Here is a 12,832-nt window from a genome sequence, read left to right as displayed (position 1 = left end):
GATCAGCCGTTCTTCTTCGGCATCACGTACTTGGCCCCCAGGGCGATGAGGTCCTGATAGCGCGAGCCGGTGAACTTGCCGAAGTTGTGGATCACGTGGGCGTCGAGGCCGACCAGCACGCGGGCCTGCTTCTTCTCGATGCCCTTGACGATGATCTCGGCGGCGCGCGACGGCTCCATCTTGGCGAGCTTCTCGTCGAAGAACTTCGCGGTCGCGGCCTGGTCGTCCTTGGCCGAGACGCGGGCGCTGCGGGCGACCGCGGTCTTGATGCCACCAGGGTGGACCGAGGTGACACCGACGTTGTGACCGTCGATCAGCATCTCCTCGCGCAGCGCCTCGGTGAAGCCGCGCACGGCGTACTTCGCCGCGTTGTAGAAGGCCTGGTCGGGCATCGAGACCAGCCCGAACAGCGAGGAGATGTTCACGATGTGCGCGTCGCCGGACTCGATCAGGGCCGGCAGGAAGAGCTTCGTGCCGTGCACGACGCCCCACCAGTCGATGCCCATGATCCAGTCGATGTCCTCCCAGTCGAGGTCGTTGACCCGACCCGACAGCGCGACGCCGGCGTTGTTGATCACCACGTTGACCTGGCCGAAGTGGGCGATGACGCCCTCGGCGTACGTCTTGAAGGCCTCGCGGTCGGCGACGTCGAGCTTGTCCTCCTTGATCTCGCGGGCTCCGGCCTGCTTGGCGAGCTCGACGGTCTCGGCCAGACCGGCCTCGTTGACGTCGGAGAGCGCCAGCCGGGCGCGGCGGCCGGCGAGGTTGACCGCGAGGGCGCGGCCGATCCCGGAGCCGGCTCCGGTGAGTACGACTACCTTGTCGTCGAAGGACTTCATGCGGGGACACTCTCCTTGGTCGTGGTTGCGGCGGTGACGGCGTACTTGTCGACGTCGAACTTGCTGGTCAGGTGGCGGAACAGGAAGGTGAAGGTCGGCCACAGGGTGGTGTTGCGGCCGTGCTCGTCGAGATACCAGGACGCGCAGCCGCCCTCGGACCAGACGGTGTTGTCCATCTTGCGCTGCAGGTCGTCGTTCCAGGCGGAGGTGGCGTCCTCGGTGGGTTCGACGGTGGCGTAGGAGTTGGTGCGCATGGTGCGGATCGCGTCGCGGATGTAGGCCACCTGCGACTCGATCATGTAGACCATCGAGGAGTGGCCCAGACCGGTGTTGGGGCCGACCACGAAGAAGAGGTTGGGGAACTCCGGGACCGTGGTGCCCTTGTAGGCGCTCATCCCGGTCTCGACGAACCGCTCGGCCATGGTGCGGCCCTTGCTGCCGGTGATCGCGTGGGCGATCGGCAGGTCGGTGGTGTAGAAGCCGGTCGCGACGACGAGGACGTCGATCTCGCGGCTGGTGCCGTCCTTGGCGACGATCGAGTTCTCGCTCACCCGGGAGATGCCGTCGGTGATCAGGTCGACGTTGTCGGCGGCCAGTGCCGGGTAGTAGGCGTTGGAGATCAGCGTGCGCTTGCAGCCGAGCGTGTAGTCGGGGGTGACCTTGCGGCGCAGCTCCGGGTCCTTGATGCCGCGGCGGATGTTGTTCTTCGCCATCAGCTCGTGGGCCAGAGTCAGCTTGGGCTGCACGGCGAGGCCGAGGACGCGGACCTCGAGGCCCCAGTAGACCGCCGCGCGGGCGAGCCGCTGGACGCCGGGGACGTGGCGGAAGGCGGCCTTTTCGAGCTTGGAGTAGCGGTGCTCGTTGCGGGGGAGGACCCACGGCGCGGTGCGCTGGTAGACGTCGAGGCGAGCGGCCTTCTTCTGGATCTCCGGGACGATCTGGATCGCGCTGGCGCCGGTGCCGATCACCGCGACGCGCTTGCCGGTGAGGTCGACGTCGTGGTTCCAGTGGGCGGAGTGGAAGATCTCGCCCTGGAAGGTGTCGATGCCCGCGATGTCCGGGAGCTTGGGCTCGGAGAGCGCGCCGGGGCCGGCGATGACGGTGGTCGCTGCGTACGTCTTCTTCCCGGCCTTGCCCTCGGTCTCGACGAGCCAGCGCTGCCGGCTCTCGTCCCAGGTGGCGGCGGTCATCGCGGTGTCGAAGACGAAGCGGTCCAGCGTGCCGGACTGCTCGGCGACCTTCTTGATGTACGCCTCGATCTCCGGCTGGGGCGAGAAGCTCATCGACCAGTCGGGGTTGAGTGCGAAGGAGTAGCTGTAGAGCTGGCTTGGGACGTCGCAGGCGGCGCCGGGGTAGGTGTTGTCGCGCCAGGTGCCGCCGACGCCGGAGCCCTTCTCGATGACGACGAAGTCGCGCTCGCCGTCCTCTTCGAGCTTGATCGCCGCGCACAGGCCTCCGAAGCCGGCACCGACGATCAGGTGGTCGACATGGGTGAGGTCAGCAGTGGTCATACCGAGAGTATTCTTGCCTATTGAACAGATGTCAATAGAATGGTCGGCATGAGCCAACGGACGAGACTGACGCCCGAGCAACGCCGCGAGCAGCTGCTCGATCTGGGCATTCGCCTCTTCGCGAACCACTCCCTCGACGAGATATCGATCGACGTGGTGGCGCGCGAGGCCGGCATCTCGCGCGGGCTGCTCTACCACTACTTCGGCGACAAGATGGCCTTTCGCGAGGCGGTCGTACGCCGCGCCGCCGACGCGCTCGTCGCCCAGACCGCCCCGCCCGAGACCGGCGAGCCCGTCGAGCGCCTGCTGGCGTCGATGACCGCCTATGTGGATTTCGTCGACGCCAACTACGAGGGGTACGTCTCGATGGTCCGCGGCGCCGCCAGCGACCCGGTCCTGCGCCAGATCTACGACGACGCCTTCGGCGCTCTCGGGGCCCGGATCTTCAAGGCCGATGTCGACTTCGTCGTCGACACCCCCGCCGCCCGCTTGGTCGTCAGGGGCTGGCAGGCGATGTCGGAGGAGCTGGTGCTGTCGTGGAAGGCCGATCCCGCGGGGCTGTCACGCGAGGATCTGCTGGGGATGCTGGCGGGGTCGTTGCCGGTGCTGCTCGAGCTGCTCGGCTCGGGGGAGGTGTAACACGTCGTTCGTAGGACTATCCGGTCGTTCTGATAGGGCGAACAGTCCTACGAACGACGTGTTACACGAGTTGGTCTACACCCCGGTGGGGGTTTGGCTAGGCTCCGCGGGCCAGGCTCCCGGCACGCAGCTGAGGCCCTGACAAAGGTACGTCCGGAGTGGAACCCCTCCGGACCTACCGGACATAGAGGGTGCGTGAGAGGTAGTGAGTCCCAGAGCTTCGGACTCGTGGTGACGGAGAATGACAGCGGTCTGGCGGAGCGTCTGCGCCGGGGCGACCACGAGGCGATGGCCGAGCTGTTCGGGCGCTATGCGGATCCGGTATACAACTTCTGCTTCCGCCGCGTGGCTTCCTGGAACCTCGCCGAGGACGTGATGTCCCAGGCGTTCCTGGAGGTCTGGCGGGTGCGGGAACGGGCGGTGGCCTACGACGGTTCGCTGATGCCGTGGCTCTTCACCGTCGCCGAGAACGTCTGCCGCAACGCCACCCGTGGTGCCCGCCGGCAGAACGCGCTGGCGGGCAGGCTGCAGCTGGTGCGGTTCGACGACGCCGAGGACCATGCGGACGGAGTCGTACGCCGCCTCGACGAGGAGCGCCGGATGTCCGAGCTCCTCGCGGCTGTCGACAGGCTCAGTCGCAAGGACCGTCAGATCCTGATGCTCATCGCCTGGGACGGCCTCTCGTATCTGCAAGTTGCCCAGGCTCTCGACATCCCTGTCGGGACCGTACGCAGCCGGCTCTCCCGCGCACGCAAGCGGGTCGCCGCGCTGATGGGTGAGGGGGAGAATTGATGACTGGAATTCCTGAGCGCAGCCTGCGCCACCATGTGAAGGCGCGGCGAGAGGCGGAGCTGATGCAGGCGATCTCCCAGGAGAGTCGTACGAAGAGGTGGATGGTACCTGTCGCGGCTGCCGCCGCGGTGGCGATCACGGCGGCCGGTGGTGTCGTGGTCACCCAGAGGACGTCGTTGCTGAAGGGCGACGAGCAGATCGCAGGTCCGCTGGAGACGTCGGCGAAACCGTCGCCGGTGCCCGACCGGGTGGTAGCGCCGGTGAAGGCTCCCGGGGACGACGTCACGGGGCTGTGGCCCGCGGCCTTCAACGGCCACGGAGTCTCGTGGTCTCGCGACATCTCGGTGCTTCAGAAGTACCGAGACGTCCTCGCCGAGCATCTGGATCCCGCCGGGGAGCATCTCGATGAGACCGTCTCCAACATGCAGAGCGGTGAGGCCGGCAGTGGGCGCACCATCGGTACGAAGCTGGGGTGGACCGTCGAAGGCGAGGACGGTCTCGGGATGGTGCAGCTTGCCGTCGGGTCCGGCTGGGATGGAGTGGGCTTCCTGTGCGATGACCCCGGTTGGACCTGTGAGGACGCCAACCACCCGGGGGCGAAGGAGGCGAGAGTCGCGACGTATGGCGGCGCACGGACCTATGCCGTCGAGCGCTCCGACGGGACGGTCGTCGCGATCACGCTCGACTCGCTGTTCGGTAACAACTCGACGATCCCCGTCTCCGGTGTCGACCTCGGGGAGAAGGAGGTCATGGCGGCCGCAGTCGACCCCCGGCTGGTCGTCCCGGAACTGGATCTGCCGCCTCAGGTCGATGCCAAGGAGCTGGGCAGGACCGCGCTGAAGACGCTGGTCCCGCCCGGAACCCCGGCAACGTGGTTCGACGGCATGCCGACGCGCTTCGACCACGAGGCGTACGTCGTTCTGACCGACGTCAAGCAGGACATGGCGGACAGCTTCTCCAGTGGCGAGCCGGGCTCTGTCGAGGTGCGGCTGGAGGAGACGTTCAACCCGATCCAGATGGACGAGGCGTGCCACCGCGCCGTCTACAAGCGCTGCATCATTCGCACCGTCGATGGCAACGAGGTCTTCATCGGGCTCGGCAAGAACCGCCGCTGGATGGGCAAGCCCGCTGACCCGGTGAACCTCGTCGTCTTCCAGGGCCCCGTCTACACCGTCAGCGTGTACGGCGACAGCGCGATCCCGGTGGACCGCGCCGTCGACTTCGTACTCGATCGGAGGTGGCAGCCGCAGGGCTGAGGTCAGGCTTCGCCGTCGGCGGTCTTGGCGAGTGCGACCCGGTCCTGTGCGCGATCTACGTCGAGGAGTTCGGTGTCCCAACCGATCCAGCGCCGGCTACGTCAATAGGGCGTCGGGGGTTGGAACCGGAGGAGGAGAGACGTTGAGCAGGGACGAGGAGTTCACCGCCTACGTCAGGGACAGACGCGCGCATCTCTACCGCGCGGCGTACCTGTTGTGCGGTGACGAGCATCGCGCCGAGGACATCGTGCAGCTGACGCTGTCGAAGGTGTACGCGGCATGGCGAAAGGTGCGGAAGGCCGACAGCGTCGATGCCTACGTACGCAGGGTGCTGGTCAACAGCCACTTGGACGAGGGCCGTCGGCCGTGGCGGCGTGAGCGGGCCGGCGAGATCGTCGACCGGCCGGCGCCGAGCGGCCCGGACACCGAGGACCTCGACGAGCTCTGGACCGCGCTCCGTGCGCTTCCCGCAGGTCAGCGGCGAGTCGTCGTGCTCCGGCACTACTGGGGTCTGTCGGTCGAGGAGACCGCTGCCGACCTCGGCATCAGCACCGGGACGGTCAAGAGCCAGACCTCGGCCGCCCTGGCCAGCCTGCGCCGCGCCCTCCGTCCCGGCCTCGCTGTCCCCGACGTTGCCCCCGACGCTGCCCGAGGAGGCCGGCGATGAACACCTTCGACGACGACACCCTGCTGCGCGAGCGCCTCTACCGCATCGGCGCCACGGTTCCGGTCCCGCTCCCGGACCCCTCCGAGGACGTACGCCGCGGCCGCCGCCGCGTGCGCTCGGCGCGACTGCTCACCGCCGCCGGGACCATCATGGCGGCCGGGATCATCGCCATCGCCGGGGTCGCGCTGCGGCCTCTCGTTGCGGATCGGGCCACCGACCCGGCCGTGTCGCCCACCTCCACATCTTCCTCGTCGGTGCGCCGGGCCGAGTCGGTCGCGCAGGCCCTGCCCAGCACGTTCGGCCTGGCGATCAACCTGATCTTCGAGCGCGACGCCGCCCTCGCGGACGTCCCTGACGTGGTGATGAAGCCGATCCAGGAGCAGACCGACGAGGCCATCGTGACCTGGACCGCGAAGGCAGAGCAGATCGACGGCGGGGACCAGGAGCTCGCTGACCTCGTCTCCGAGATCCAGCAGTCGTTGGCCGCCCTACCGGAGACGCGATCCATGATGCGTACGGAGGAGACTCGGCTGCAGGGGGCGCTGGCCTTGTCGACGCTCTCCAACGACCTCCTCGCGATCTCGACGCTCGTGCCGTATGTCGGTGACGCCGAGATCGACGACGAGATCGAGGCGCTCGGCCACCTGGGCCCGGCCTTCCGGTCGCTCGGTACGCAGCGGAACATCATGATGCCGGCACTCGCCAAGCGTGAGGCCATGCAGCGTGCGGGCGCTGCGGGCGCGGATGCTCTCAGCAAGGAGGAGTTCGCCGAGCTTGCTCGGGCCGAGGCTGAGTGGCGCCTGTCGCTCTCGGCGCTCTACACGTCGAGCTCGGAACCTCAGCGCGACTCCCTCGACGAGATCACCAAGAACACTGCCACCAACGGGGCCGTCGGGGTTCCCGCGCAACGGGCGGTCAACCAGGTCCTGGCCAACGGCAACCTGGACCGGGTCACGATGACGCCGGACCAGCATGCGGCGTCCTGCACTGAGCTGTTCCGCGGGCTGCAGAACCTGGCCGTCGCTGCGGCGAACGAGCTCATCGACGACCTCGCCGAGGTCGACTGAGCCCGGCACGGCGAAACGGCCGAGATGGTAGTTGTGGGCGACGAAAGTAGAGTTTCGTCGCCCACAACTACAGATTCGGCCCGCCAGAACTACAGATTCGCTGGGGTCAGGCCGAGACAGCAGCCTCGAGCTGGTCGAGGGCCCAGTGGAGGTCCTCCTCGGCGATCACCAGGGGCGGCGCGAGGCGGATGGTGGAGCCGTGGGTGTCCTTGGCGAGTACGCCGCGGGCCAGGAGGCGCTCACAGATCTCGCGACCGCTGGCGATGGCCGGGTCGATGTCGACGCCGGCCCACAGGCCGCGGGAGCGGAAGCCGACGATGCCCTTGCCGACCATCGCCAGGAGGCGGTCGCGCAGGACCTGGCCGAGCGCCTCGGCGCGGGCCTGGAACTCGCCGGTCTCGAGCAGGTCGATGACGGCGGTGCCGACGGCGCAGGCGAGCGGATTGCCACCGAAGGTGGAGCCGTGCTGGCCGGGGCCGATGACGCCGAGCACGTCGCGGTCGGCGACGACGGCCGAGACGGGGACGATGCCGCCGCCGAGGGCCTTGCCGAGGATGTACATGTCCGGCTTCACGCCGGCGTGGTCGCAGGCGAAGGTGTAGCCGGTGCGGCCGAGGCCGGCCTGGATCTCGTCGGCGGCGAAGAGCACGTTCTCGCGGGTGCAGACCTCGCGCAGCCCGATCAGGAAGTCATCGGCGGGGATGACGACGCCGGACTCGCCCTGGATCGGCTCGACCAGCACGGCCACCGTGTTGGGGGTGATGGCGGCCTCGATCGCGGCGAGGTCGGCGTAGGGGACCATCACGAAGCCGGGGGCGAACGGGCCGAACCCGTCGCGCGCGTCGGCGTCGTCGGAGAAGCCGACGATCGTGGTGGTGCGGCCGTGGAAGTTGCCGGCCATCACGATGATCTCGGCCTGGTCGGCCGGGACGCCCTTGACGTCGTAGCCCCACTTGCGGGCGACCTTGATCGCGGTCTCGACGGCCTCGGCGCCGGTGTTCATCGGCAGCACCATGTCCTTGCCGCACATCGCGGCCAAGCGGGCGGTGAACTCGGCGAACTGGTCGTGCACGAACGCACGCGAGGTCAGGGTGACCTTGTCGAGCTGCTCACGGGCAGCCGACAGCAGAGCGGGGTGGCCGTGACCGAAGTTCAGCGCGCTGTAGCCGGCCAGCATGTCGAGGCAGCGGCGGCCGTCGACGTCGGTCACCCAGGCGCCCTCGGCGTGGCTGATCACCACCTCGAGGGGGTGGTAGTTGTGCGCGGAGTGCGCCTCGGCGGCCGCGAAAGCGGCGGGGGTCAAGCTGGTCGCAGCGGTGGCCTGAGCCTCGTTGAGCAGGGTCATCGCACTCCTCCATCTGTGGGGCGTTCTCGGTGATCTGAGCCAAGATCATCTGATTGTCAGACAATCCTACGATCAGGCTACGCCAGATGTCTCATCGTTGTCTCCCGGTCGGTAACGCGGCGGTAAATCCCGGTGCCGAGGGTGCGTCCGGGGGTATAGGTTTCGTCCGCCCGCCTCGCGTTCTCTGACTGCGAAGCGACCCAGACCGTCTCGGGCAGAAGACTCGGAGGAACCACAGATGCGCATCCGCGCACTGGTGGCGGCTGCTGCCGTCGCCCTGATCGTGCCGGCGGTGCCGGCTTTCGCGACGGAGACCCCGTCGACCACCACCGACCCGTCGGAGACGGCCCCCGCCGACCCGTCGCAGCCCGATCCCGGGACGGAGACCGAGACGGGAACCGTGACCGAGCCGGAGACGGGGCCCGAGACCGAGCCCGAGACCGAGCCCGAGCCCGAGCCCGCCACGGAGGGCGTGGCGGAGGAGCCGACCGCCGCCGTGGTCACCACTGTCGTGATCACCGTCCCCGCCACGACCCCAGCTGGGGGCGCGACGTTCCCCGTGACGTACGACGTCGAGAACGTCGAGGCGCTCGGGGCGAACCCGGTGGCCAACTGGACGATCACCGGCTCGAACGGCACCTCGCCGAGCGGCCCGCAGTCGGCGCCGATCACGCTCGACGCCGACGGCGTCGGGACGGTCCAGGCGACGATGGCGACCGCGACCGACAGTTACCGGATCACCGCGTTCATCGAGGGCGAGAGCGGCGCGACCGACTCCGTCACCGCCGATCTCGGTGCCGTCGACGCCACCAAGCCGGTCGTCACCCTGAGCCGCAACCTGACGACCTTCTACCCCTACAAGGACGGCTACCGCGACACGGTCACGGCGAAGTTCACCGTGAACGAGACCGTCGGCTTCACCGCCAAGGTGGTCACCGCCGGCGGCACCCTCGTCCGCACCCTGGGCTCGTCCTCGAGCTTCTCCGGCACCACGTCCTACGCGTGGAACGGCTACAACAACGCCGGCACCCGGGTCTCGGGCACCTACTACATCCGCGTCGAGACCAAGGACAGGGCCGGCAACGCCACCGCCGCCCAGATCTCGGTCGCCGCGTCCGCCAAGAAGCTGACCTGGAAGACCTACAGCAGGACGGTCACCGCCGCGGACGCCCTCAACTACAAGTACGTCGGCTCCTGCTCGACCCTCAAGGCGCCCGCTCGCAGCGACTGGTCCGAGTCCCGCGGCCTGCGCTCGAACGTACGCTGCAAGGCGTCCGGCACCAGCTCCAAGGCGACCGTCTACACCGAGAACGTCAAGTGCCTGCCGAAGTCGGTCGACGGCAACTACCGCAACCTGTCGCTGAAGCACTACGGCGGTCGTCCGAAGGGCTACACGAAGAACGTCTACATGGTCTCCACCGTCCTGCGTCCGTCCGACTGGGCCAGCCTCCAGAAGCACCAGTTCGGCAACTCGGTCAAGTGGAAGACGATGGCGTCCGTCGCCTCGCCCAACAGCCTGATCCAGAGCCGCACGTCGACGCAGTACTGCCCCGCCGTGTGGTGGACCGCCGGGCTCAACTCGAGCTCGCGCTACGACATCTGGAAGTACTCCGTCGGCATCCAGTACCGCGTGCTGGCGTGACCGTGTCGAGCAAGCTGATCCTGGCCGCCGCAGCGGTGCTGGTGGCCGGCGGCGCGTTCGGCGGCGCCATCGCGCTCACCGGCGAGGACGAGCCGAAGCGACCGGTGGTCGAGAAGAACCAGACCACCCCGCCCGGGCCCGAGAAGCACCTCGATCCGGAGGAGGTCACCGACCTGTACGCCCCCGAGGGTGAGGTCGGCGTCGACCACTAGCCGACCGCTAGCCGACATCGAGCAGAAGACGACGTACGCCGCCGGGCACGGTCCCGGCGGCGTACGTCTGCGGTTTTCAGGAGAGCTGAAGGCCTGTCACAGCCTCATCACAGGAACCGGACGGACACTGAAACGTAGGGTCAACCGAGCTGACCTGCCCCAAGATCGCGTACGCCGCCCGGCTCCCCGACCGGCGGCGTACGTCTTGATTTGTCTCCGCCGTGCGGGGGCTCGTAACCTTGTGAGGTCGTGACTCCTGCCGCGTCCTGATCATTTCGCACGGTCAGGGGCGCAGATCCGGATGACTGCCGCTGGGACCACCCAGAGGACAGGGCAAGCCGGGCCGTGTTCGTCAGAAGCCACGCAGCAACATCCCGGTGCGCATCCGTGCGCCGGGTCCAACGAACTAAGAAGGCACAAGTGCGTACTTACGCTCCCAAGCCGGGCGACATCGAGCGGGCCTGGCTCGTGATCGACGCGACCGACGTCCGTCTCGGCCGTCTCGCTGTCCAGACCGCTGAGCTCCTGCGCGGCAAGCACAAGCCGATCTTCGCGCCCAACGCGGACACCGGCGACTTCGTCATCGTCATCAACGCCGAGAAGGTCTCCCTCTCCGGCAACAAGGCCAAGACCAAGCTGGCTTACCGCCACTCGGGCTACCCGGGCGGTCTGACCGCGACCCCGATCGGCGAGATCCTCGAGAAGGACGCCCGCAAGGCGATCGAGACCGCTGTGTGGGGCATGCTGCCGAAGAACAAGCTCGGCCGTCAGATGCTCAAGAAGCTCAAGGTCTACTCCGGTCCGACGCACCCGCACGTCGCGCAGCAGGCCGTTCCGTTCGAGATCAAGCAGATCGCCCAGTGAGCCAGGACCAGGACATGACTGAGAACACCGCAGAGGTCGAGGAGACCTTCGAGACCGACGAGCAGGGCGTTGCTTTCACCTCCGAGAGCGCCCCGTCCGCCGACACCCCCGAGCGCCCGGCGACCATCGCCCCGGCCGCCGCGACCGGCCGCCGCAAGGAGTCCGTGGCCCGCGTCCGGATCGTCCCGGGCACCGGTTCGTGGACCATCAACGGTCGCACCATCGAGGACTACTTCCCCAACAAGCTGCACCAGCAGATCGCGAACGAGCCGTTCGCCGCGCTGCAGCTCGAGGGTCGCTTCGACGTGATCGCCCGCATCGACGGCGGCGGCATCGCCGGTCAGGCCGGCGCGCTGCGTCTCGGCGTGGCCCGCTCGCTCAACATCGTTGACGAAGAGGCCAACCGCCCGACCCTCAAGAAGGCCGGTCTGCTGACCCGCGACGCCCGCGTCGTGGAGCGGAAGAAGGCCGGTCTCAAGAAGGCCCGCAAGGCCTCGCAGTTCAGCAAGCGCTGATCGCCCAGGAGATCGCCTAGCATTGTTGGGGTGCCTCGGCTCGCCGAGGCACCCCGACTCATTTTTCGGGCGGGGGCCGACGTACGAAAGAAGGTCACACGGACGTGGCACGCCTTTTCGGCACTGACGGAGTTCGCGGTCTCGCGAACGGCGAGATCCTCACCGCCTCGCTCGCCCAGAACCTGGCCACCTCGGCGGCACTGGTCCTGACCGAGGAGCTGCGTGACTCCGGCAGCGGACGCAAGCCGCTGGCGGTGGTCGGCAACGACTCGCGCGTCTCCGGGCAGTTCCTTCAGGCCACGGTGGCCGGCGGTCTGGCCTCGGCCGGCTGCGACGTGATCGACGTCGGCGTGCTGCCGACGCCGGGGGTCGCCTTCCTCACTGCTGCCCTCCAGGCCGACCTCGGTGTGGTCATCTCGGCCTCGCACAACCCGATGCCCGACAACGGCATCAAGTTCCTCCAGCGCGGCGGGCACAAGCTCGACGACGTGCTCGAAGACCGGATCGAGGCACACCTCGACGAGCCCTGGGACCGCCCCACCGGTGCGTCGGTGGGCCGGATCTCGTCCCATGAGAACCCCGTGGAGACGTACGCAGCCCACCTGATCTCCACGCTGGAGCGCCGCCTCGACGGGCTGACCGTCGTCGTCGACTGCGCCAACGGCGCGGCCGCCGCCGCGGGTCCGCTGGCTCTGGACCAGGCCGGGGCGAAGGTGATCGCGATCAACGACGTCAACGACGGCCTCTCGATCAACGACGGGGTCGGTTCTACCCACCCGGAGATGCTCCAGAAGGCGGTCGTCGAACACGGCGCCGACGTCGGGTTCGCCTGGGACGGCGACGCCGACCGCTGCCTGGCCGTCGACGGTGAGGGCAACCTCGTCGACGGCGACCAGCTCATCGCGATCCTCGCGCTCGGGCTCCACGACGCCGGCCGGCTCCCGGACGACACCGTGGTCGTCACCGTGATGAGCAACCTCGGTTTCGTCAAGGCGATGGACGCCGCGGGCGTCCACGTGAAGCAGACCGCCGTGGGTGACCGCTACGTGCTCGAGGAGATGCGCCGGGGCGGCTACGCCATCGGTGGCGAGCAGTCCGGCCACATCATCATGAGCGAGCACGCCACCACAGGCGACGGCATCCTCACCGCGCTGCACGTCCTGCAGCGGATGACCCTCACCGGGCGTACCCTCGCCGACCTCGCCTCCGTCGTCACCCGCCTCCCGCAGGTCCTGCTCAACGTCAAGGGCGTCGACAAGGCCCGCTGCAAGACCGACGACGGCCTCCTCGATGCCGTCGCCGCCGAGGAGAAGGCCCTCGCCGGCTCCGGGCGGATCCTGCTGCGCCCGTCGGGCACCGAGAACCTCGTACGCGTCATGGTCGAGGCCCCCACCCATCACGAGGCCGAGGCCTGTGCTGAGCGGCTCGCCGACGTCGTACGCGCGCGGCTCGCTCTCTGATCATTCGTCACACCGGCCCCAGG

Annotated in this window: 13 protein-coding genes; 10 read left to right on the top strand and 3 right to left on the bottom strand. The window is 68.4% G+C overall.

Annotation, left to right across the window (positions count from 1 at the left end):
• Window positions 1-2: 2 nt before the first annotated feature.
• Together OH802_RS00230 and OH802_RS00225 are read right to left on the bottom strand one after the other, a co-directional pair.
• Window positions 3-839, bottom strand: a complete 837-nt coding sequence (locus OH802_RS00230) for an SDR family NAD(P)-dependent oxidoreductase (RefSeq protein WP_406024003.1) — start codon at window positions 837-839, stop codon at window positions 3-5.
• Window positions 836-2,350, bottom strand: a complete 1,515-nt coding sequence (locus OH802_RS00225) for a flavin-containing monooxygenase (protein ID WP_406024001.1) — start codon at window positions 2,348-2,350, stop codon at window positions 836-838. The genes OH802_RS00230 and OH802_RS00225 overlap by 4 nt, the downstream gene beginning before the upstream one ends.
• 48 nt (window positions 2,351-2,398) lie before the next feature.
• Between OH802_RS00225 and OH802_RS00220 the strand changes: the two genes are divergently transcribed.
• From OH802_RS00220 to OH802_RS00200, 5 genes are all read left to right on the top strand, one after another.
• Window positions 2,399-2,989: a TetR/AcrR family transcriptional regulator gene (locus OH802_RS00220; RefSeq protein ID WP_406023999.1), complete on the top strand. Its 591-nt coding sequence runs from the start codon at window positions 2,399-2,401 to the stop codon at window positions 2,987-2,989.
• Window positions 2,990-3,220: 231 nt separating this feature from the next.
• Complete coding sequence (locus OH802_RS00215) at window positions 3,221-3,781, top strand: RNA polymerase sigma factor (RefSeq protein ID WP_406023997.1); 561 nt, start codon at window positions 3,221-3,223, stop codon at window positions 3,779-3,781.
• Window positions 3,781-5,037, top strand: a complete 1,257-nt coding sequence (locus tag OH802_RS00210) for a hypothetical protein (protein ID WP_406023995.1) — start codon at window positions 3,781-3,783, stop codon at window positions 5,035-5,037. The genes OH802_RS00215 and OH802_RS00210 overlap by 1 nt, the downstream gene beginning before the upstream one ends.
• 142 nt (window positions 5,038-5,179) lie before the next feature.
• Entirely contained in the window at window positions 5,180-5,704 is a 525-nt protein-coding gene (locus OH802_RS00205; RefSeq protein ID WP_355019886.1) for a SigE family RNA polymerase sigma factor, read from the top strand.
• Complete coding sequence (locus tag OH802_RS00200; protein WP_406023993.1) at window positions 5,701-6,771, top strand: nitrate- and nitrite sensing domain-containing protein; 1,071 nt, start codon at window positions 5,701-5,703, stop codon at window positions 6,769-6,771. Before OH802_RS00205 ends, OH802_RS00200 begins: the two co-directional genes overlap by 4 nt.
• Window positions 6,772-6,877: 106 nt before the next feature.
• Here OH802_RS00200 and rocD read toward each other — a convergent pair whose 3' ends face one another.
• Window positions 6,878-8,116 (bottom strand): ornithine--oxo-acid transaminase, encoded by a 1,239-nt coding sequence (rocD, locus tag OH802_RS00195; protein WP_406023991.1) that lies wholly within the window; start codon window positions 8,114-8,116, stop codon window positions 6,878-6,880.
• Window positions 8,117-8,354: 238 nt separating this feature from the next.
• Between rocD and OH802_RS00190 the strand changes: the two genes are divergently transcribed.
• The 5 genes from OH802_RS00190 to glmM all read left to right on the top strand — a co-directional run bounded on the left by OH802_RS00190 (window position 8,355) and on the right by glmM (window position 12,809).
• Window positions 8,355-9,758: a FlgD immunoglobulin-like domain containing protein gene (locus OH802_RS00190; RefSeq protein WP_406023989.1), complete on the top strand. Its 1,404-nt coding sequence runs from the start codon at window positions 8,355-8,357 to the stop codon at window positions 9,756-9,758.
• Window positions 9,755-9,970: a hypothetical protein gene (locus OH802_RS00185; RefSeq protein ID WP_406023987.1), complete on the top strand. Its 216-nt coding sequence runs from the start codon at window positions 9,755-9,757 to the stop codon at window positions 9,968-9,970. Before OH802_RS00190 ends, OH802_RS00185 begins: the two co-directional genes overlap by 4 nt.
• 420 nt (window positions 9,971-10,390) lie before the next feature.
• Complete coding sequence (rplM, locus tag OH802_RS00180; RefSeq protein WP_355019881.1) at window positions 10,391-10,834, top strand: 50S ribosomal protein L13; 444 nt, start codon at window positions 10,391-10,393, stop codon at window positions 10,832-10,834.
• A 14-nt stretch (window positions 10,835-10,848) separates the two neighbouring features.
• A complete protein-coding gene (gene rpsI, locus OH802_RS00175; RefSeq protein ID WP_183541754.1) occupies window positions 10,849-11,349 on the top strand; it encodes a 30S ribosomal protein S9 in 501 nt (166 codons plus the stop codon).
• Between the two features lie 104 nt (window positions 11,350-11,453).
• Entirely contained in the window at window positions 11,454-12,809 is a 1,356-nt protein-coding gene (glmM, locus tag OH802_RS00170; RefSeq protein WP_406023984.1) for a phosphoglucosamine mutase, read from the top strand.
• Window positions 12,810-12,832 lie beyond the last annotated feature (23 nt).

The organism is Nocardioides sp. NBC_00850 (assembly GCF_045207335.1).
In the GTDB taxonomy this organism is placed as follows: Bacteria; Actinomycetota; Actinomycetes; order Propionibacteriales; family Nocardioidaceae; genus Nocardioides.
This window is presented reverse-complemented; position numbering and strand designations above follow the sequence as displayed.